The following is a 21924-nucleotide window of genomic DNA, read 5'->3' on the forward strand; positions in this document are numbered from 1 at the left end:
AGGAGACTCTCATGAAACTCGAACATCTTCTGATCACGCGCCGCGCGGCGTTGCTGCTGACGGTGTGCACTACGCTGGGCGGCTCGTTGAGCGGCTGCATGTCGAGCTCGCCGATCTGGGACGCGCACGTCGGCAACGCCGTGCGCACGGTGACGCAGATGCAGATCATCGATCCGCACGCGAGCGAGCACACGCCATCCACGCCAGGCGTAGACGGCAAGGCCGCGGTCGCCGCGCAGCAGCAGTACGACAAGTCGTTCCAGACACCGGTCACGACGTTCAATCCGTTCGTGGTCGGAATCGGCAGCAGTGGCGGCGCTCAGTGATAGCGGACGTGGCGCGGCTGGCGGACGCACCATCCGCCGGCTAATTCGACAGCTTGGTTTAGAACATCATGATCAACATCCTGGCTCTCTCTGAAGACGGCGCACGGCTCGCTCAGATCGCGCAGCTGAGCGGCGAAGCCGGCGACTACCGGATCACGCGCGCGATGGGCACGCCCTCGCTGCTCGGCGAACGCGGCGATGCGCTCGACGCGTTCGATGTGCTGATCGTCGACGCCGCGTCGCTGAAGGACGCGGAGCTCGCGGTGGTGGAGCGCCTGCATCGCGAGCATGGGCGGCTCACCTGCATCCTGCTGATTCCTGACGCGTCGCCGCAGACGCTGATCGCCGCGATGCGCGCGGGCTTTCGCGACGTGCTGAACTGGCCGCTCGATTCGCGCCAGTTCGGCGACGCGTTGCAGCGCGCACAGGCGCAGAGCCTGCAAGGCGGCACGCGCGACACGCGGATTCTGTCGTTCATGTCGTGCAAGGGCGGCGCGGGCACCAGCTTCATCGCCGCTAACGTCGCGCATGCGATCGCGACGCTGCCGCAGAAAAAGCGCGTATTGCTGATCGATCTGAACCAGCAGTTCGCCGATGCCGCGTTTCTGGTCTCCGACCAGACGCCGCCGTCGACGTTGCCGCAAATCTGCGCGCAGATCGAACGCATGGATGCCGCGTTCTTCGACACGAGCCTCGTGCACGTGAGCGACAGCTTCCATATCCTCGCCGGCGCGGGCGACCCGGTGAAGGCGGCCGAGATCAAGGAAGACCGTCTCGAGTGGCTGCTCGGCGTCGCCGCGCCGCATTACGACTTCGTGCTGTTCGATCTTGGCCAGACGCTGAACCGGCTGTCGATGCTCGCGCTAGATCGCAGCGACCAGATTCATATCGTGCTGCAGGCGAGCATGCCGCACGTGCGTGCCGGCCGTCGGTTGCAGGAGATTCTGTGCTCGCTCGGCTACGCGCAGGAGCAGATGCGGCTGGTCCTGAACCGCTATACGCGGCACGGCGAGCGGCCGCGCGCGGCGCTCGAATCCGTGCTCGGCATGAGCGCGTATCAGGTGATCCCCGAGGATGCCGAAACGGTGACCGATGCGATGAACCAGGGGTTGCCGGTGTCGAAGACCGGGCGCGGCAGCGGGGTTGCGCGCAGTCTGCAGGCGCTCGCCGAAAACATCGCGGCGCGCGAGACCAAAGCGGAGCGTTCGCGCGCGAAGGGCGAGTCGCTGCTCGGGCGGCTGTTCGGCCGCCAGTCGTCGCCGAAACTCGAAACGCTTTAACGCGCCAACGCCACACGATCAGAACAGGGGAACGTCATGTCGCTTCGTGAGCAGATTTCCGCGCAACGCGCGCAGCCGCTGGGCGAACGCCACGACCCGGCGAGCGCCGGCATGGTGCGCGGCGCCTACCAGAAACTGAAACGGGAGATTCATCAGGCGGTGCTCGAACGCGTCGAGCTCGAACGGCTGTCGAGGTTGCCGCCCGAGCAGGTGCGTCAGGAGATCGCGACGTTGATCGGACGCATTCTCGAAGACCAGAAGGCGCCCGCCAACGATCTCGAACGCCGGCAACTCGTCGGCGACGTGCACGATGAAATGTTCGGCTTCGGTCCGCTCGAAGTGCTGCTGCGTGACCCGAGCGTGTCCGACATACTGGTGAATACGCATCGTCAGACGTACGTCGAGCGCCGCGGCCGGCTGGAGGCGACCGACGTCACCTTCTACGACGACGCGCATCTGATGAAAGTCATCGAGAAGATCGTCTCAGGGGTCGGCCGCCATATCGACGAATCGAGCCCGATGGTCGACGCACGCCTGCCGGACGGCTCGCGCGTGAACGCGATCATCCGGCCCTGCGCGATCGACGGTCCGTTGCTGTCGATTCGCCGTTTCGCCACCAATCCGTTGCAGGTTGCCGATCTGATCGAATTGCAGAGCCTGACGCCGCCGATGGCTGAAGTGCTCGACGCGCTGGCGCGCGCGAAGGTGAACATCCTCGTGTCGGGCGGCACGGGCAGCGGCAAGACCACTCTGCTGAACGTGCTGTCGGGATTCATTCCGGGCGACGAGCGCATCGTCACGATCGAGGACGCGGCCGAGCTGCAGTTGCGCCAGCAGCACGTGCTGCGGCTGGAGACGCGTTCGCCGAACATCGAGGGACGCGGCGAGATAACGCAGCGCACGCTGGTGCGCAACGCGCTGCGGATGCGCCCCGACCGCATCATTCTCGGCGAGGTGCGCGGCGCCGAAGCGCTCGACATGCTGAACGCGATGAACACCGGCCACGAAGGTTCGCTGTCGACGATCCACGCGAACACACCGCGCGATGCGCTGACGCGCCTCGAAAACATGATGACGCTCGGCGGCCTGTCGCTGCCGACACGCACGATGCGCCAGCAGATTTCGTCGGCGATTTCGGTGGTCGTGCAAGCCACGCGTCTGACCGACGGCCGCCGCAAGATCGTCAGCATTTCGGAGCTGACCGGCATGGAGGGCGACATGATCAACATGCAGGAGATCTTCGTGTTCCGCCGCTCCGGGGTCGATACCAAGGGCAATGTGCGCGGCCATTTCTGCGCAACCGGCGTGCGGCCCAAATTCGCCGAACGCTTGCAGGCATTTGGCGTGGCGCCGTCGGAGCAGGTCTACGATCCGGCGCGGCGCTTCGAAACGACATGACGTCGATGGGCCACGCGCGCTGTGCGCTCGCCCGTTGTTTCAGGAGACTTGCATGAGCCCGATTTTCTACGCGTCGATCATTCTGCTGTTCGCGGCCGTGGTGCTGGCGACGGGCGGCGTCTACGAGTATTGGAACAGCCGGCACGGCCCGGTCGCGCGCCGCGTCGATTCGCGGATTCGCGCGGTATCGGCCGGTGGTCCAATGAGCAGGCAGCGTCTGTCGATTCTGAAGTCGCGCACGATGGCCGAGTCGGCTGTGCTCACGCGGCTGTTGCTGCGCATTCCGCGCGTGCATGCGCTCGATCTGTTTCTGCAGCAGTCGGGGCTGTCCTGGTCGGTCGGGCGACTCGTCGGCACCTGCGCGGTGTTGCCGCCGTTCGTGCTGATCCTGGGCGCGAGCCTCGCGGTGCCGTGGGGCTTCACGGCGGGCGCCGCCGCGCTATCCGCGTTGCTGCCGTTCGTCTACGTACAGCGGCGACGCAACCGGCGCATTCTTCAGCTCGAACGGCAACTGCCCGACGTTTGCGACATGCTGTCGCGCGCGTTGCGCTCGGGCCATGCGTTCACCGGCGCGATCGATATGGTCGGCACCGAGTTCGCCGAGCCGATGAGCGGCGAATTTCGCATCGTGTTCGACGAGATCAACTACGGTGTATCGATCAGCGAGGCGCTGACCAATCTCGCGACACGTGTGCCGATTCGCGATCTGCGCTACTTCGTGATCGCCGTCGTGATCCAGCGCGAGACGGGCGGCAATCTCGCTGAAGTACTGGACGGCATCACCACCCTGATTCGCGACCGCTTCAAGCTGTTCGACAAAGTTCGCGTGCTCTCCGCCGAGGGCAAGGTCTCCGGTTGGGTGCTCGGACTACTGCCGTTCGGCGTCGGCGGCGCGATGATAGCGATCAACCCCGGGTTCCTGAACGTGCTGTGGGAGGACCCGGCGGGCATCAAGATGCTCGCGGTGGCGGGCGCCAGCATGCTGTTCGGCATGCTGTGGATGCGGCATATCGTGAAGATCCGGGTCTGAGCGCGAGGTCATCGGAGAAGGACCATGCAAACACTGAACATCACGCAGATTCTGTTGCTCGCCGGCGTATTCGCGATCGTTTTCGCGGCCGTGTTCGGCGCGATGCATCTGAGCACGCCGCGCGACATGAGCCACCGCATCGAGCAGGCGGGCGGTGCGAATGCCGTGCCGGCGCCGGAGCAACTCGACGCCGCCGCGCAGACGCCGTGGTACGAAAAGCTCGTCGAGATCTCGCAGCCGATCTCGAAGCTGTCGGTGCCGAAGGACGGCTGGGAGCAATCCGCGCTGCGCGTGCAGTTGATGAACGCCGGCTGGCGCTCGGCCAACGCCGTGCCGATCTATCTGGCCGCGAAGACCGCGCTCGCGCTGACGTTGCCGCTGCTGGCGATGCTCGCGCTGTACGGCTCGTCATTCGCGAGCTCGCTGCTCGAACGCGCGATCGTGCTCGTCGTGCTGGCCGCTCTCGGCTACTACCTGCCGAACGTTGTGCTGTCGCGCCGCACCGCAGCGCGCCAGCGCAGCATCGTCGAGGACTTTCCCGATGCGCTCGACCTGCTGACCGTGTGTGTGGAAGCGGGGCTGGGCCTCGATGCGTCGCTGATGAAAGTCGGCGAGGAAATCCGCCTGCGCAGCGCGGTGGTCGCGAGTGAGCTCGAACTGATGCTGCTCGAAATGCGCTCGGGTTTCTCGAAGGAAAAGGCACTGCGCAATTTTTCGCTGCGCACCGGTGTGGAAGACATCGACTCGTTCAGTGCAATGCTGATTCAGGCCGAGCGTTTCGGCACCAGCATCGGCGCGTCGTTGCGCGTGCTCTCCGATACGCTGCGCACGCGCCGCCGGATGCGCGCCGAGGAGCGGGCCGCCAAGATTGCGCTGAAGCTGCTGTTTCCGCTGATGTTCTGCATTTTTCCGGCGCTGCTGGTCGTGCTGATGGGGCCCGCGATGATTCATATCTATCGCGATCTGCTGCCGAGCATGGTGGGCGGCGCATGACCAGAGCCCGCTATGAATTGTCGCGCGTCTCGGCCGCGCGTCTGCCCTGGAAGACCGGGAGCCGCCAGCCGTAGCGCAGCGACGCGAGCCGCACCAACATGCAAGCCAACGTCGCGAACCACGGCGTCCACCAGTCCGTCCAGCCCGCATACGAAAAGCCGACCTGCACCGCCGCGCCGAACAGCGCGGCAGACGCATAGATCTCGCGCTCGAGAATCGCTGGCACGCGCGAGAGCACGACGTCGCGCATCACGCCGCCGCCCACCGCGCTGACGACGCCGAGCAGAATCGCGAGTTCGGCATTGTGGCCATACGTGAGCGCTTTCTGCGCGCCCGACACCGCGAATAGACCGAGCCCGATCGCATCGAAGAACAGCACCGGCTGACGCAGCCGGCGCACCTGCGGATACGCGAGAATCGTCACCGCGGACGCGGCGAGCGCGGTGGCCAGATAGCGCCAGTTCGACAGCCCCGCCGGTGGGATCGCGCCGATGCACACGTCGCGCACGATGCCGCCGCCGCACGCGACCATGAAGGCGATCACGACGATGCCGAACAGGTCGAGCCGTCGTTGACGTGCGGCGACCGCGCCGCTGATCGCGAATGCGAAGGTGCCGATCAGATCGAGAATGGTATAGACGGCGTGTGAATTCACTGAGTGGTTTCGTGTTGGGCGAGCGCAGGGAGGGCGCTGCGAAATGCGGACCGTCGGTCAGTAGCTCGCGGGCGGCGCGCTTGCGGACTCGCTTTCGAGCAGGCTACGCGAAAGCTTGCTAAGCAGACGTTCGAGCGTTTTACGTTCGTTCGCGCTCAGCGCCTTCGCGAGCTCGACTTCAAGCTTGGTGCCTACCGCTTCGGACGCTTGCGCAACTTCGAGGCCGTGATGGGTGGCGCGTAACGCGATGCTTCGACGGTCCGATGCATGCACGTTGCGCGTGATCAGGCCGCGCGATTCAAGCTCGGCGAGAACTTTGGAAAGCAGCGTCTTTTCGATCAACGCGCGCTGCGAAACGGCCTTGGGCGTGATGTCGGGCTCCGCGCATACGAGGCGCAGCACGCGCAGCGCGCGCACGTCGAGATCCCAGCGCTCGCGGTAGACCAGGTTCGCGCGGTTGATCAGCAACGCGCTGGTCAGATCGAGCCTGAAAGTCAGGAAGTCCGAGTACAAGAATTTGCTCCGCTGTCGACCGTTATCCGTCGTGCAGGCATTATAGGCAAGTAGTTGAAACTTTCAAATACTTGCGCCGCGTGGGCTGCGTGTGCGTCAAAGCTGTTTGAAATAGAAGGTGGTGGCGCACAACGCGCCGTCGGGCATCAGCGCGTAGTTCGGCACGCTGCCGACGCGTTGCCAGCCGGCGCGCTGATAGAGTCGCTCGGCATAGCCGCCGGTTACGGTGTCGAGCACGAGGACCGATTTTTTCTCTTCCCGCGCAAGGCGATCGAGTTCGCTCATCAGAGCGTGCGCGATGCCGTGCCGGCGTGCTCTTCGGTGTACGAGCATCTTCGCGACGTCGGCTCGATGCGGCTGATTTTCGGGTTGCGCGATGATCAACTGCACGGTGCCGACGATGCTGCCGTCTCGATCTTCGGCGATCAGCAATGCGCGTTCGCTGCGTGCGACGCTTTGGGCGACGTTGCGCCAGAACGCGAGGGCTGTGTTGCGCGAAATCGGCAGCATGAAGCTGACCGATGCTCCGCCTTCCACGCAGTCGATCAGCACATCGGCGAGCGCTTCGATGCAGGCCGCCGCTTCGTTCGCGCCGACGCGCCGAATGATCACGTTATCGCTCATCCGCTTCTCCGTTCATTGATGGGGGACGTGCTCAGCGCGACCAGATAGCGCGCGCGTTTGCGAGTGGGGTTGCGAAACACGATAGGGCTGTCGAGCCGCATCGCCAGGCAGTCGCCTGACTTGAGCCGCCAACTGGTGTCGCCGACCGTGATTTCCATCGACCCGTCGAGCATCCATACCTGTTGATGAATGTCCGCGTCGCGCGTGCCGGTTTCGTAGCTGACGCGCTGACCGGCAGGAAAGTCGACTTCGACCAACTGGATCGCCGAGCGCGCGGTAGGCGACAGATGACGCCGCACATAACCGGAACCCGGATCGGTCCACACCGCCTGTTCGGACGCGCGACTGACCGGCGACGGCTCGGCCACCGCTGCGCCATCCTGCTCGAACAGCGATGCGAGCGGCACGTTCAACGCGGTGGCAAGTTTATCCAGCACGGTCGCGGTGGGGCTGCTTTGCCCGCGCTCGATGAGCGAGATATTCGAGCGGCTGACCTTGCTGCGCTCGGCCAGTGCGTCGAGCGACCAGTTCTGAGCGTCCCGTAGCGCTTTGACTCGACGAGCGATCAGGGCGTTGATGTCCATGCTATCCAGTTTGAGAGATTATTTGTCTAGTAAACTAGAGATGGTTTTTTTGATTGTCAATAGTGGGCGGCGCGTGCTCGCTCGCAATCGCACGCGTTGCAACGCTCATGGTTTTTGAGCTCGCGTCTCAAGTCAGCGGGCTGTTCCGCTATGCAGGCGAATTCGGCGTGCCTGCGGTATTCGACGCCATCCTGTTTGCCGGAGCATCGACGGGCAATGCAGCGAGTTGTTCACGCAGGGCGCCCGTCATGCTGTCGAACGCGATCCGCTCAGTGGTCGTGAGCGGCGAAGCGCCAGTTCGGCCTGTCAAAGTGAGCGGATCGATCGGTTGATCGTACTCACGCACCTCGAAATGCAGATGGTTGCCCGTAGCCGTACCGGTGCTGCCCACCGCGCCGAGCGGTTGTCCTTCGGCGACCGGTTTGCCGACACGCAAATCGCGGGAAAAGGCGGACAGGTGTGCGTAGTGCGTCGTGAAACCTCGCGGATGACTGAGTACGACGATGTTGCCGTATCCGGGTTTGAAGCCGATGAACCGCACGGTTCCTGCGGCGGCCGCGACGACGCGTGTCCCCTTCGGTGCGGCAAAGTCCACACCTGTGTGCATCTGGTGTTTGCCCTTGACCGGATGGGTTCGGTAACCGAATGGCGAACTGAGCCGCACGTAGTTGAGGGGCATGGAGAACGGCTTCGCGGCGAGTCCACGCCCGTCGAATGAATAGTAGTCTCCATCGGTGCGCCCCGGTGCGACAAACCAAACGGCCTGGTAGATCTCACCGCCCGAGCGGAGCTCGACCGCCCTTAGACGCTTGCGCTGTGCGTTCGTATCGTCGCTTTCGTAGAGAACACGATAAGTGTCGCCCTTGTGCGCGGGCGCGGCGAGGTCGAGTCGAGGAGCGCGAAAATATGCGCGATCTGCTCCTGTATCTCCGCCGGCACGCTGGCCCGCGCCAGCGTGTCGCGCAACGTTGCTTCGATCTTCCCTGCGTAAAAACCGCTGTCGAGATCCGACATGACAAGCGGTGCAGCGTGGGATAGCTGACCATTGCTGGTTTTGCTGCCAGAGTCATTGACAGCCGGCGCCGTCACTTCCAAGGCTCGGGACAATTGGCGTGCAGTTGATCCGTGCCCGCGACTGACGAACTCCGCTTCCGTGACCTCATTCGGCGTTCCCAGCATCGCAACCATGCCAAACAGAAACACGGCGGCCGCCGGAGATTTAAATCGGCAATAGACCGAATGAACCACATTCTCGGAAATAACCTGAGCGCGAGAGCAGGCGTGACGTAAATGGCGTAAGCGCATCATTTCAAAACCTCGCAGTCGGAATAAAAGGGCTGCAGGCATGAAACGACGTCGCTTGAAACGCCACGGGAACCCAATAAATCGAACAAGGGATTCTCTTTCTCGCTACACAACCCGGTATTAGTAGCTTTCAGTCTATGGGGCGCGGCACGCTATCAATATCGGGAGAATCCGAATTTTGAGATAGGCTCGGCGCCAGTACCGTCAACCGCATGAGCGTCGTCCCGCCATTTTTTCATGCAGGGCGAACCGAGTGCTTTCGCGGATGGCGTTCCCGCTCGAGCTGTCGGGCGATCCGGCGTTTCTTCAGGGCAGCGGACACGCAGGCTTGTCTAAGCCTGTGTGTCTATCGCAGGTTATCAAAAAGCACCAGTTACCGGTTTTCACAAAAATCGCAGTTCTCTCTTAAAACCTCTTATGCGCAGCCGCCAAGCGATTTTAGGGTGCTTGGTATTAAATTGATTTTTCAAATAGATCTAATAGCTGAACTCGATCGACGATTCGGATCGGTCCTATTTTTATCCTATCCCAAAAATCTAAGATGAAATCAGTTTCAAAGATTCGAAGGCAACGGGAATTCTGTGTGTTCTGTATTTAATGGTAACGATTTAATTGCATCTGGTTAATTTCCGTGATTTTCGGGTGGCGATTCGCCGCAAATCTATTTTCATTACCTTGATAGGGATAGGATCATGAACAAGTCGTATATCAGCGTCTGGAACGAAGCCCTGGGTTCGTGGGTAGCTGCGTGTGAAAACTCGAAGACTCGTGGCAAGCGCGGCAAGTCGAAAGCAGTCAGTCTGATGGGTGCAGCGTTGCTGGCGACGAGCGCAATTGCGCCTCTCGCGCATGCGCAGTACGCGGCGGGTAGCGGCCTTGCGGAGGGCCCGTCCTCCGTGGCAATCGGTGCGGATTCCGGCAATGCTGCATTCGCTTTAGGCGATAGCTCCACTGCGGTCGGCTCGAACGCGGCCGCGACGGGTGCGGGCAGCGCGGCCTTTGGTAACGACACTACGGCAATCGGCACGGGTTCGTTCGCCGCTGGTGGCGGCAGCCACGACGGCTCGACCCCTGGTGCAATCGCAGCGGCGGACTGGTCGGTGGCGCTGGGCCGGTCGACTGTCATGTACGGTGCGACCGCTGGCATTGCGATCGGTCTGAACAATACTGCCTCCGCTGCTGGTGCGGTGGTGATGGGTTCGAACTCGATCGCTTCGGGTTCCGACTCGATCGCCTTCGGTACCGGTACGAGTGCGACCGCGGCAAACTCCGTGGCGCTGGGCTCGGGTTCGATCGCCGACCGCGAAAATACGGTGTCGGTTGGCAGTGCGATGGCCATGCGCCAGATCACGAATGTTGCGGCCGGCACGCAAGACTCGGACGCGGTCGTCGTGTCGCAGCTCAAAGGCGTGACGAGCGCGCTCGGCGGCGGTGCTGCGGTCGATGCCGACGGTTCCGTCAAGGCGCCTGCGTACAGCGTGGGCGGTACGACGGTCGACAACGTGGGTGACGCGTTCGCCAACGTCGATGCCCGTACCACGCAGAACACGGCCAACGTTCAGAACATTGCCGGTGACGTTATGAACATCACGAACGGGCTGGACAACGGCACGATCGGTCTGGTCCAGCAGGACGCAACCAGTCGTGACATCACGGTGGCAAAAGACGCTGACGGTTCGGCGATCAACGTGGCAGGCACCGCGGGCAACCGTACGGTGACCGGTGTGGCTGCGGGCGCAGTGCGGGCATCGAGCGTGGACGCGGTCAACGGTGGCCAGTTGTACGGCACGGCGTCGAGCACGGCCCGGGCGCTGGGCGGTGGTTCGATTGTGCTTGCGGATGGCTCGATCAGCGCGCCGAAGTTCAGCGTGGGTGGCACGACGGCGTACAGCGTGGCCGAAGCCGTGACGAACCTCGACGGTCGCACGACGCAGAACGCGGGCGACATTGCGCTGAATGCGGGCGATATCGCGCTGAATGCAACTGACATCGCAAAGAACACGAGCAACATCGCGCAGAACGCGTCCAGCATCACGAACGTGCAGAACCAGTTGTCCGAAGGCACGGTGGGTCTGGTCCAGCAGGACGCAACCAGTCGTGACATCTCGGTGGCAAAAGATGCTGACGGTTCGGTGATCAACGTGGCAGGCACCGCGGGCAACCGTACGGTGACGGGTGTGGCTGCGGGCGCAGTGCGGGCAACGAGCGTGGATGCGGTCAACGGTGGCCAGTTGTACGGCACGGCGTCGAGCACGGCCCGGGCGCTGGGTGGTGGTTCGATCGTGCTTGCGGATGGCTCGATCAGCGCGCCGAAGTTCAGCGTGGGCGGCACGACGGTGTACAGCGTGGCCGAAGCCGTGACGAACCTCGACGGTCGCACGACGCAGAACACGGGCGACATTGCGCTGAACGCGGGCGAGATCGCGCTGAATGCAACTGACATCGCAAAGAACACGAGCAACATCGCGCAGAACGCGTCCAGCATCACGAGCGTGCAGAACCAGTTGTCCGAAGGCACGATCGGTCTGGTCCAGCAGGACGCAACCAGTCGTGACATCACGGTGGCAAAAGACGCTGACGGTTCGGCGATCAACGTGGCAGGCACCGCGGGCAACCGTACGGTGACCGGTGTGGCTGCGGGCGCAGTGCGGGTATCGAGCGTGGACGCGGTCAACGGTGGCCAGTTGTACGGCACGGCGTCGAGCACGGCCCGGGCGCTGGGTGGTGGTTCGATCGTGCTTGCGGATGGCTCGATCAGCGCGCCGAAGTTCAGCGTGGGTGGCACGACGGTGTACAGCGTGGCCGAAGCCGTGACGAACCTCGACGGTCGCACGACGCAGAACACGGGCGACATTGCGCTGAATGCAACTGACATCGCAAAGAACGCGAGCAACATCGAGCAGAACGCGTCCAGCATCATGAGCGTGCAGAACCAGTTGTCCGAAGGCACGGTGGGTCTGGTCCAGCAGGACGCAACCAGTCGTGACATCACGGTGGCAAAAGACGCTGACGGTTCGGTGATCAACGTGGCGGGCACGGCGGGCAACCGTACGGTGACGGGTGTGGCTGCGGGCGCAGTGCGGGCATCGAGCGTGGATGCGGTCAACGGTGGCCAGTTGTACGGCACGGCGTCGAGCACGGCCCGGGCGCTGGGCGGTGGTTCGATCGTGCTTGCGGATGGCTCGATCAGCGCGCCGAAGTTCAGCGTGGGTGGCACGACGGTGTACAGCGTGGCCGAAGCCGTGACGAACCTCGACGGTCGCACGATGCAGAACACGGGCGACATTGCGCAGAACGCGGGCGACATTGCGCTGAATGCAACTGACATCGCAAAGAACACGAGCAACATCGCGCAGAACGCGTCCAGCATCACGAACGTGCAGAACCAGTTGTCCGAAGGCACGGTGGGTCTGGTCCAGCAGGACGCAACCAGTCGTGACATCACCGTGGCAAAAGACGCTGACGGTTCGGTGATCAACGTGGCAGGCACGGCGGGCAATCGTACGGTGACCGGTGTGGCTGCGGGCGCAGTGCGGGTATCGAGCGTGGACGCGGTCAACGGTGGCCAGTTGTACGGCACGGCGTCGAGCACGGCCCGGGCGCTGGGTGGTGGTTCGATCGTGCTTGCGGATGGCTCGATCAGCGCGCCGAAGTTCAGCGTGGGTGGCACGACGGTGTACAGCGTGGCCGAAGCCGTGACGAACCTCGACGGTCGCACGACGCAGAACACGGGCGACATTGCGCAGAACGCGACCAACATCGCGAGCGTGCAGAATCAGTTGTCCGAAGGTACGGTGGGTCTGGTGCAGCAGGACGCGAACACGCGCGACATCACGGTGGCGAAGGACATGGACGGCACGGTGGTGAACGTGGCGGGCGCGGCGGGTAACCGCACGGTGACGGGCGTGGCGAATGGCGCAGTGAACGCATCGAGCGTGGATGCGATCAATGGCGGCCAGCTGTACGGCGCGGCATCGAGCACGGCCGAGGCACTGGGCGGCGGTTCGACCGTGAACGCAGACGGTACGCTCAGTGCACCGAGCTACAGCGTAGGCGGCACGACGGTGCACAGCGTAGGCGATGCCGTCACGAACCTCGACGGTCGCACGACGCAGAACACGGAGGACATCACGAAGCTGCAGACTCAGGTGGGCGATGTCGGCACGCAACTGTCGGCCGCGGTGCAGTACGACCGTCGCGCTGACGGCTCGGTGAACCTCGGTGCCGTGACGCTGGGTGGAGGCCAGAGCACGGGTCCGGTGATTCTGACCAACGTGGCCAACGGCACCAGCCAGTATGACGCTGTGAACTACGGTCAGTTGTCCGCGTTGCAGAACCAGGTAACGGACCTCAACGGCCAGGTGTGGAATCTCGGCAGCCAGATGTCGAACCTTCAGCCGGGCAACTCGGTCTCCGAGGCAGAAGACGCTTCATCTTCGGGTGCCGGTAACGACGTGGTGGTCAATGTCGCTACGCCGGGTACCGGTGCGGGCAGCACGACGGCCGGAGCAGGCGCGGCAGCGTCGGGCAACTACGCCACGGTGATTGGCGCGAGCGCCAACGCAGCAGCGGACAACGCGGTGGCAGTCGGTGCCAACGCGGCTGCAACCGGCGCCAGCTCGACGGCGATCGGCACGGGCTCGCAGGCTGCCAATGCGAACTCGGTGGCATTGGGTCAGGGTTCGGTGACGGATCGGGACAACTCGGTGTCGGTGGGTTCGGCCACGCAGCAGCGTCAGATCACCAACGTTGCAGCAGGTACGGCGGACACGGATGCGGTCAATGTCGGTCAGATGAACAGCTCGGTTGCGCAGGGCGTGCAGCAGGCCAACAACTACACCGACATGCGGTTCAACGACCTGAACAGCACGATCGACAGTATCGCGAAGAAATCATATTCCGGCTCGGCAGCGGCGATCGCCACGGCCAATCTGCCCCAGGCTCCTGCCGCGGGCAAGAGCATCGTAGCCGTCGCAGGCGGAACGTATGCAGGCCAATCCGCAGTTGCCGTCGGTTTGTCGACGTTCACGCGTAACGGCAAATGGATCATCAAGGCTTCGGGCTCGACCACCACCGCGGGTTCGTTCGCCGTCGGCGCCGGCGCCGGTTTCGTCTTCTAAACTGGAGAACGGCACACGGATAGACTAACGAAAGAAGCGGAACAGGGCGGGATGTGCGAACATCCTGCCCGTCTTTTTTTTGGGGTGACTTCTCAACGGGATTTCAATGATTACGTGGTGCGTCGTTATGTAATCGATGCGAGTCCGCTCGAGCAATTCGAGGCCGAGGCATTGCAAGGATACGGATTTCGCTCAGCGAAATTGGCCGGCCAACATCAGGAATATTTTCTCCGGCCGAATTTTCAATAAAAGACCGGAAAGAAATTGCTGGCGCGCTATTCAACTTAATTCATTAACTTTCAATTGAATTATGTAAGAAAAGGCCTTACGCCCCATTACGCATAAAATTGCCCGCATTAGTAGAACTACCGATGCTGTAGTCAGACTACATTCTTACATTAATCACCACGGAGAGCCGCTACAGCCCATCCAGCTGAGCCGATTCTTCTTCCAACAGGCAAACGTTTGCAGTCATCGCTGCATGCCTGTTTTCGCGTCCGCTTTCCACCCACTCGACGCGCTCCGTTGTCCCAAGAAGAGCACAATTTCGGAGAGACACCTATGCAGAAGAAACTATGGCCGGCCGTCGCGATAGCGGCGGTCGTGAGCGCTGCTGCGCACGCGGAAATGCCCACTCCTGGTCTCGACTTCGCACCCATGTCGACGGTGCTGAACGCGTTCGCGTCGGCGGCCGCGCATCGGCGCGCGGAAACGCTCGTCAACAAGATGACAATCGACGAAAAACTGCAGTTCATTCATTCGGAGTACGCGATGTCCGCCGTGCCGGGCGGCGGCGCTGGCTACATTCAGGGCGTGCCGCGTCTCGGCATTCCCGACCTGAACATGGTCGACTCAGCCACCGGTTCGGGCAGCACCAACCAGCCATCGACGACCTTCCCGGCGACGCTCGCGGTGGCGGCGAGCTGGGACCGCGCGCTGTCGTGGAACTTCGGCAAGCAGATCGCGATCCAGTTGCGTCAGCAGGGCTTCGGCATGGGCCTCGGCGGTGGCACCAACCTCGCGCGTGAGCCGCGCGGTGGCCGGCTCTTCGAGTATCTCGGCGAAGATCCGGTGCTCGCCGGTGAGATGCTCGCCGAACGCACCGACGGCACGCAAAGCCAGAAGGTCATCGCGACGATCAAGCACTACATGGGCAACGAGCAGGAACACAACCGCGGCGGCGGCAACAGCCAGATCGACGAGCGCACGATGCGCGAGCTCTATCTGCTGCCGTTCGAAATCGCCGCGCGCCGCGCGCAGCCGGGCAGCGTGATGTGCAGCTACAACGAGGTCAACGGCACCTATGCCTGCGAGAACTCGCACATTCTCAACGACGTACTGAAGAACGACTGGCACTTCGAAGGTCAGGTGCAGTCGGATTGGGGCGCGACGCATAGCACCGCCGCCGCGATCAATGCCGGTCTCGATGAAGAAGAAGACGTCGGTTCGACCGTCTATCTGACGCCCACGCTGGTCAAGCAGGCAATCGCGAACGGCTCGGTGTCGACCGCGCGCCTCGACGACATGGTCGAGCGCAAGCTGTACGTGATGATCCGCACGGGCGTGATGGACGATCCGCCGAAGGGTGGCGCGACCATCGACTTCTCGGCCGCGAGAGCCTTCACGCAGTCGGTCGAAGAGCAGTCGATGGTACTGCTGAAGAATGCGGGCAATCAGTTGCCGCTGTCCGCCGGTTCGCTCTCGCGTATCGCGGTGATCGGCGGGCACGCTGACGCGGCGGTGTTGACGGGCGGCGGTTCGGGCAACACCCGCGATCCGGTGACGGGCGCGTTCGCCGGTTGCGGCGGCTTGACGTTCGGCACCGAGACGGGCTGCAGCTGGTGGACCAACCCGTGGCTGAAGCTGAACACGCCGATCGTGTCGGCGATCAAGGCGCTCGCGCCGCAGGCCACGGTGACCTTCGCCGGCAACAGCGATCAGCAGTCGCCGTTTGCCGCCTATACGCAGCAGCAGATCACCCAGGCAGCAACGCTGGCCGCGAACTCCGACGTCGCGATCGTCGTGGTCGCGCAGCCGGCCGGCGAGGATATCGGCGATCTGCCGAGCCTGGGCCTCGCGAATCCGACCAACCAGGATGCACTCGTCGAAGCGGTTGCGGCGGCCAATCCGCATACGATCGTCGTCGTCGAAAGCGGCAACCCGGTGCTGATGCCGTGGAAGGACAGCGTGTCGGCGATCGTCGAAGCATGGTATCCGGGCGAAGGCGGCGGCAACGCGATTGCGAACGTGCTGTTCGGCAAGGTCAATCCTTCCGGCAAGCTGCCCGTCACGTTCCCGGTACGCGACCAGGACACGCCGACGTGGGGCACGAATGGCGCGTTTGCGGCGAACCCGGTGTACTCCGAGAAGCTCGATATGGGCTATCGCTGGTACGACTCGCAGAACATCACGCCGATGTTCGAGTTCGGCTACGGCCTGTCGTACACGCACTTCGCGTACTCGGGTCTATCGGTTCAGCATCTGCCCGACGGTCTGATCGATGTGTCGTTCAACGTGCGTAACGATGGGCGCGTCGCCGGTGCCGAAGTGCCGCAGGTGTATCTCGGCGTACCGTATCAGGGTGAGCCGCCGCGGCGTCTCGTCGGCTGGGACAAGGTTGGTCTGAACCCGGGCGAATCGCGTCGCGTGCACGTGGTCGTGACGCAGCGCATGCAGAGCGTGTGGGATACCACGAACAACCGTTGGCGCTATGTGCCGGGCAGCACGGTGTACGTCGGCGCATCGTCGCGCGACATCCGTCTGCAGGGGCACGGCTAAATAGTGTGACGTCGTAGCGATCGCGGGCGCGCGAAGTTGCGCGCCCGCTTGTATTGCCGATCACGCTTTCAGCGTGTTCTTGTAGAACTTTCCATCCTTCATCACGACCCGCAGGTTCTGCTCCGGGTTAGCCATCAGGTCGAGATTCTCGAGCGGGTTGCCATCGACGAGAAGCAGATCGGCGTATGCACCTTCTTCGAGTACGCCGAGCTTGCGCGGATACGGATTGCGGTGCCCGGACAGCGCGAGTAGTTGTCCATTGGTGCCCGTTGCCATGGTCAATGCCTCGGCTCCGTTGTACCACCGCTTCATATGCGTGAGCATCCTGCCTTGCCCTGCGGCCACGGTCTGCGAAAAGATCAGGTCCGTGCCGAATGCGACCTTGATGCCATGCTTGCGCGCGAGTTTGAAAGCGCGATCGGTGCCCGCAATCACTTCGAAAAATTTCTCGCGGCTCTGTGGGGCGAGCGGGCCCACGTCGTCTTCGTTGACGAACGGCTGCGTGCTCAACCACGTGCCGTTCTTCGCCATCAACGCCGCAGTCTTGTCGTCCATCAGATGACCGTGCTCGACGCACTGCACGCCCGCCGCAACGGAGCGCTGAACCGCTTCTGGCATGTACGCATGCGTGAGGACATAGGTGCCCCAGTCGGCCGCTGTTTCGACGGCCGCGCGCAACTGCTTTTCGGTAAAGGTGAGCATGTCGAGCGGACTGCGCGGCGTCGATACGCCACCGGAGCCGACCAGCTTGATCTGCGTCGCGCCCTGGATGAACTGCTCGCGCACGCGCAAGCGGACTTCGTCCTCGGTGTCGGCGATTGCGAAGCCACCGTCCCGCTCCAATTGGGTGACCTGGCTGCTGGTGCGCGGCAACTCGGTCAGTGCGCGGAAATCGCCGTGACCGCCAGTGGTCGTGATCATCGCGCCAGACGGATAGATGCGCGGTCCGGAAATCATGCCGCTATCGATTGCCTGCTTCAGCGCGAACGACGGGCCGCCCGCGTCGCGGATCGTCGTGAAGCCGCGCAGTAGCGTGCGTTCCGCTTCAGCGCTTGCCGCGATATGGACGAGTGAAATGTCCGATTGAAGGATGACCTGAACCGGCACCGCCGCGAGCAGCGCATGCCAGTGCATGTCGATCATGCCGGGCATCATCACCTTGCCACCGCAATCGACCAGCGTTTTGCCGTCGCTCGAAGCCGGTTGCCCTCGACCCACCTGGCTGATGCTGTCACCCTCGACGACCATATAGAGGCCGTCACGCAACGTCGACGATTTGCCATCGAACAAACGGAAGTTCGTGAACAGCACCGGCTTCGCGGGCGGTGCTGGCGGCACGGTGGTTTGGGCATTGCTGAGCCCGGGCATTACGAGACTCAGCATCGAGGCGGCGAGACCAGTGACAAAACCGCGGCGCGACAGGTCGGCACTAATACGGCGGTTTGCATATTGCACTTGTGACTTGTCGCAAAGACATGAAGAAGATGGACTGACTATTTTATTGCCAAGATACTTTCCTGAAGGCATAGCTCACCCCATGACGTGGACCACGGTGCATCGAAAGCCGCCGTCTGACTACAGTTCACAATTGACGACGTGAGAGTCAAGCCAGCACAGAGTATCTGCTGCGAACGAGGATGGCAAATGCGTGAGCGGAGTGCGGAAATGATCGGTCGAACCAAGATAGCGATGCGACGAGCGGGCATAGCGAGGGCCAGCCCGCCGGATCGATGAACGCCGAATCTTCGAGTATTCAGTGGCGGCGCTGAAATTCCCAATTGTCCGAACCGGACCGGCAGAATCGCGGAGTGAGATGCATCGTTTGTCCTCTTGCACTGAGGTCGATTGCCGCGACCCGGCATGTTCGCGCCTCTTCCTTGACCGTGTGTGAGGGTGTGATGGTCGCGTGGACACGAGGCCTGTTGCGCGTAGCGTCGTTCGTCCAGTCGAGTGATTCGCCATCCTGCTTGGTATCGAGCGCCTGATTCACTGCGGACTGGATCGACGCGATGTCCGCTTGCCGCATCAGACTGATCGGCGTATCGCTCAGGAATCCAAGGTTGATGGCCGCGTGAGCGCACATTGTTTCCAGCACGAGCAAGCTACCAATAACCGCTTTGTACAGCCGCGACGGTACTGACATGGGTTGGTTCTCCTGAGAAGAGGTCATGCGGAGATCGAAGGCCAGAAGGACAATAACGGCAATGACAGCCGATAGTACCATCGGAAAAGTCTTGACGAATACGCTCGTCCAGCCCGGGCGCGAAAGGTCCGTTTTACACCTTGAAAGCGTCGCCGGCAGCGAATCTGGAGCAGGGTTTGGTGGGCGAAGAGAAGCCCGCCTGGCCCGACGATTCGGTTCAGGCGGGCTTGTGCGATCAAAGCTCGATGTAGTCTGATCGTCGCGACCAGGGTCACCGCGACGGAGCGCTTCGTCAGTTCTTCTGCGCGAGCAGCGCCTGAATCTTCGCTTCGGTCTGCGCATAGTCGCCTTCTCCAAAGTGCGAGTAGACGATATGACCTTGCTTGTCGATCAGATAGAACGCGGGCCAGTACTGGTTGTTATACGCATTCCAGGTCGCGTACTGGTTGTCCTGCGCAACCGGATAGGTGATGCCGAGCCGCTTGAGCGCGGTCTTCACATTGCCGGTGTCGCGTTCGAACGGGTATTCGGGCGTATGCACACCGATCACCGTGAGCCCCTGATCCTTGTACTTCTGGTTCCAGCTTTTCACGTAAGGCAGCGTGTTGGCGCAATTGATGCAGCTATAGGTCCAGAAGTCGACGAGTACTACTTTGCCGCGCAACTGCTGCAATTTGAGCGGCTCGCTATTGAGCCATTGCGTGATGCCTGTGAGCTCGGGTGCCGGCGGCCCGCTTTCCTGCGGCGCGGCGATCGCGGCCGTACTCGCCGCGATCAACGCGCAGGCGGCAAACGCGGCGGACAGTGCGAAGCTTTTCAATCGGGTAGTCATGTCAAAGTCCTTTGAGTGAGGGGAAAAGGCCGGCGAGCCGCGCGTACAGCAGCACGTCGTACTGCAAATAGATGGCGAGTGCGGTCAGCATCACCAGTACGCCGAATACCTGTTGCAGACGCTCTGCGTGACGCGAGACGACACGTACATGACGCGTCACGTAATGTCCGCCATAGATGATCGCGAGCATTGGAATCGCTGCGCCGATCGCATACAGCGTGGAGCAGCAGTGCCGACCAGCCGAGGTCCTGAGCCTTAACGACGAGCACGAGAATCGACGCGAGCACGGGTCCGGCGCAGGGTGTCCATACCGCGCCGAGCGACATGCCGAGCACGAAGCCACCCGCGTTGCCGCTGCCCGGTTGCGTGCCCGGCGCGATGGCCGCGCCGATCCGGTCGAGCGGTCCTTGCAGTTGCGCGACGAGCCAGTCGTAGGGGCGCGGCCAGATACGCAGAAGTCCGGACAGTGCGAGCAACGCGATGCCGGTATTGCGCAGTACCTGTTGCGCGACGTGCACGGTGCTCGACACAGCGCCCAATAGCAGCGCGAAAGACGCAAAGGTCAGAATGAAGCCGGCAACGATGAAGAGCGGCCGCGTCCGGCTCGGTTGTTCGACGGAAGTGCCGAGCAGGATCGGCATCACCGGCAGTACGCAGGGAGAGGCAATCGTCAGCAAGCCGGCGAGCAGGGCGAGCGGAGTTTCGAGGGTACTGTGCATGATGGGCGTTCCGTTGGCTGGGATGACCGTATTGGAACGCCCACGCGTATCTGGTTTGTGTCGGCGATCAGGCGCGGTTGCAATGTTGTGTGTCCGCGCACGGCGTAGATACATTGCGACACAAACTGGCTGACGAGTCGATGCGCTGCGGTGGCTGCCGAGCGGTCCCGGCGTGAGCACCTCATTGAAATAGCGAAGGCGCTGTTGGTTGGCCTCGCGCATTTGGTTAGTCGACCAGGGCCAAGCGTTGCCTACAAAGCAACGATGCGTGCCTTAGTTGCTCTTCCTGATGACAGCCTGCGCTGTCACCATTCGTTTCAAGCGGTATTCGATTCGTTTATTCCAAATTCCGTATCAAAGCTTGGCTCAAAGGAGAACAACCATGTCGGATCAGATCAATAGCCGTCGCCGCCGCTTTCTCGGAACGGCGGTTGCGGGTATCAGCGTGCTCGAATTGGGGCTGAGCGGGCTCGCGCATGCGCAATCGGCCGACACGGCCGGCAATGCGAAAGCAGGCGCGCGCGTGGCGTCGTTCGAGAACATTCGCTCGATAAATGCAGGCACCTTGAGCATCAGCTATGCGGAAGCAGGTCCGCAGAACGGACCGGTGGTCATTCTGCTGCACGGCTGGCCTTACGACATCTACAGCTTCGCCGAAGTAACGCCGTTGCTGACGGCGGCCGGTTACCGCGTGATCGTGCCTTACCTGCGCGGCTACGGCGGCACGCGTTTTCTGTCGGCGGATACGCCGCGCAACGGCCAACAGGCAGTGGTCGCGGTCGACATCATCAACCTGATGGACGCGCTGAAAATCGACAAGGCCGTGCTCGGCGGCTTCGACTGGGGCGCGCGCACGGTGAACATCGTCGCCGCGCTGTGGCCGCAACGCGTGAAGGCGATGGTGTCGGTGAGTGGATATCTGATCGGCAGCCAGGAGGCTAACCGCGCGCCGTTGCCGCCGAAGGCCGAGCTCGCGTGGTGGTATCAGTTCTATTTCGCCACCGAGCGTGGCCGCGCGGGTTATGAAGCGAACCGTCATGACTTTAACAAGCTGATCTGGCATACGGCCTCACCGAAATGGAATTTCGACGATGCCACGTTCGAGCGCTCCGCCGAATCGTTCAATAACCCGGACCATGTTGCCGTGGTGATTCACAACTACCGCTGGCGTCTTGGACTCGCGCAGGGCGAGCCGCAATACGACGCACTCGAAAAGCGCCTCGCCACCGGACCGACGATCGCGGTGCCGACCATCACGCTCGAAGGGGATGCGAACGGCGCCGCGCATCCCGAGCCCGCTGCATACGCGAAGAAGTTTACCGGCAAGTATCAGCACCGCAACGTCAGCGGCGGCATCGGCCACAACCTGCCGCAGGAAGCGCCGAAAGCTTTTGCGGATGCGATTCTCGACGTCACGCGCCTTTGATCGAGCCGGCGCTCGCCGGCTTCTCTCTTCTGAACGGAACCCCAGCAGTCGAACGCACGGCTGCTGGGGTTTCTTCATGGGTGGGCCCATTTGCGCAACACCTGTAACCCGCACGACACACATGCCACGCCGGCGCTGCACCGCATGTTCGGAAGCGGGTTTTGTATCGCAACGTATCAACGGCGTACGCAGACAAAC

General features: G+C 62.5%; 17 protein-coding genes and 1 pseudogene. 8 read left to right on the forward strand and 10 right to left on the reverse strand.

The genetic code is table 11. The annotated features are described in order from the left end of the window. The first annotated feature begins 11 nt into the window (after nt 1–11). From QFZ91_RS39430 to QFZ91_RS39450, 5 genes are all read left to right on the forward strand, one after another. Nucleotides 12–326: a hypothetical protein gene (locus QFZ91_RS39430; RefSeq protein WP_429570603.1), complete on the forward strand. Its 315-nt coding sequence runs from the start codon at nt 12–14 to the stop codon at nt 324–326. 68 nt (nt 327–394) lie between these two features. Beyond that, complete coding sequence (locus tag QFZ91_RS39435) at nt 395–1606, forward strand: AAA family ATPase (RefSeq protein WP_429570604.1); 1212 nt, start codon at nt 395–397, stop codon at nt 1604–1606. A 36-nt stretch (nt 1607–1642) separates the two neighbouring features. Then, nucleotides 1643–3004, forward strand: coding sequence for a CpaF family protein (locus QFZ91_RS39440; protein WP_429570605.1), 1362 nt, complete (start codon nt 1643–1645; stop codon nt 3002–3004). 52 nt (nt 3005–3056) lie between these two features. Next, nucleotides 3057–4034 (forward strand): type II secretion system F family protein, encoded by a 978-nt coding sequence (locus QFZ91_RS39445; RefSeq protein ID WP_429570606.1) that lies wholly within the window; start codon nt 3057–3059, stop codon nt 4032–4034. Nucleotides 4035–4058: 24 nt separating this feature from the next. Beyond that, complete coding sequence (locus QFZ91_RS39450) at nt 4059–5027, forward strand: type II secretion system F family protein (RefSeq protein WP_429570607.1); 969 nt, start codon at nt 4059–4061, stop codon at nt 5025–5027. Nucleotides 5028–5037: 10 nt separating this feature from the next. Here the strand turns inward: QFZ91_RS39450 and QFZ91_RS39455 are convergent, their stop codons facing one another. The 6 genes from QFZ91_RS39455 to QFZ91_RS39480 form a co-directional block, all read right to left on the reverse strand. Next, on the reverse strand, nt 5038–5682 hold the full coding sequence (locus QFZ91_RS39455) for a trimeric intracellular cation channel family protein (protein ID WP_176382930.1): 645 nt from the start codon (nt 5680–5682) through the stop codon (nt 5038–5040). A 57-nt stretch (nt 5683–5739) separates the two neighbouring features. After that, entirely contained in the window at nt 5740–6195 is a 456-nt protein-coding gene (locus QFZ91_RS39460) for a MarR family winged helix-turn-helix transcriptional regulator (RefSeq protein ID WP_429570608.1), read from the reverse strand. 96 nt (nt 6196–6291) lie between these two features. Next, nucleotides 6292–6819: an N-acetyltransferase family protein gene (locus QFZ91_RS39465; RefSeq protein WP_429570609.1), complete on the reverse strand. Its 528-nt coding sequence runs from the start codon at nt 6817–6819 to the stop codon at nt 6292–6294. Further along, nucleotides 6816–7403 carry a helix-turn-helix domain-containing protein gene (locus QFZ91_RS39470; RefSeq protein WP_368593509.1) on the reverse strand — a complete coding sequence of 196 codons (588 nt, stop codon included), beginning with the start codon at nt 7401–7403 and terminating at the stop codon, nt 6816–6818. The genes QFZ91_RS39465 and QFZ91_RS39470 overlap by 4 nt, the downstream gene beginning before the upstream one ends. Before the next feature lie 148 nt (nt 7404–7551). Continuing rightward, entirely contained in the window at nt 7552–8082 is a 531-nt protein-coding gene (locus QFZ91_RS39475) for a M23 family metallopeptidase (protein WP_429570610.1), read from the reverse strand. Nucleotides 8083–8204: 122 nt separating this feature from the next. Further along, on the reverse strand, nt 8205–8750 hold the full coding sequence (locus QFZ91_RS39480) for a hypothetical protein (RefSeq protein WP_429570611.1): 546 nt from the start codon (nt 8748–8750) through the stop codon (nt 8205–8207). 650 nt (nt 8751–9400) lie between these two features. Here QFZ91_RS39480 and QFZ91_RS39485 point away from each other — a divergent pair. Both QFZ91_RS39485 and QFZ91_RS39490 read left to right on the forward strand, forming a co-directional pair. After that, nucleotides 9401–13828, forward strand: a complete 4428-nt coding sequence (locus tag QFZ91_RS39485) for a YadA-like family protein (RefSeq protein ID WP_429570612.1) — start codon at nt 9401–9403, stop codon at nt 13826–13828. Between the two features lie 627 nt (nt 13829–14455). Beyond that, nucleotides 14456–16606 (forward strand): beta-glucosidase, encoded by a 2151-nt coding sequence (locus QFZ91_RS39490; protein ID WP_429570963.1) that lies wholly within the window; start codon nt 14456–14458, stop codon nt 16604–16606. Between the two features lie 60 nt (nt 16607–16666). Here the strand turns inward: QFZ91_RS39490 and QFZ91_RS39495 are convergent, their stop codons facing one another. The 4 genes and pseudogenes from QFZ91_RS39495 to QFZ91_RS39510 form a co-directional block, all read right to left on the reverse strand. Beyond that, the gene (locus QFZ91_RS39495) at nt 16667–17989 is read right to left on the reverse strand and encodes an amidohydrolase family protein (RefSeq protein ID WP_429570613.1); all 1323 of its coding nucleotides are present in this window, start codon (nt 17987–17989) and stop codon (nt 16667–16669) included. A 370-nt stretch (nt 17990–18359) separates the two neighbouring features. Beyond that, on the reverse strand, nt 18360–18749 hold the full coding sequence (locus QFZ91_RS39500) for a hypothetical protein (protein ID WP_429570614.1): 390 nt from the start codon (nt 18747–18749) through the stop codon (nt 18360–18362). Nucleotides 18750–19041: 292 nt separating this feature from the next. Then, nucleotides 19042–19581 carry a thioredoxin family protein gene (locus QFZ91_RS39505; RefSeq protein ID WP_176382915.1) on the reverse strand — a complete coding sequence of 180 codons (540 nt, stop codon included), beginning with the start codon at nt 19579–19581 and terminating at the stop codon, nt 19042–19044. A 1-nt stretch (nt 19582) separates the two neighbouring features. Then, nucleotides 19583–20300: pseudogene (locus QFZ91_RS39510) on the reverse strand (cytochrome c biogenesis CcdA family protein). Nucleotides 20301–20682: 382 nt separating this feature from the next. Here QFZ91_RS39510 and QFZ91_RS39515 point away from each other — a divergent pair. Next, nucleotides 20683–21726, forward strand: a complete 1044-nt coding sequence (locus tag QFZ91_RS39515; RefSeq protein ID WP_429570615.1) for an alpha/beta fold hydrolase — start codon at nt 20683–20685, stop codon at nt 21724–21726. Nucleotides 21727–21924: the final 198 nt, after the last annotated feature.

This window comes from Paraburkholderia sp. JPY419 (assembly GCF_050435705.1).
GTDB classification, from domain to species: Bacteria; Pseudomonadota; Gammaproteobacteria; order Burkholderiales; family Burkholderiaceae; genus Paraburkholderia; species Paraburkholderia youngii.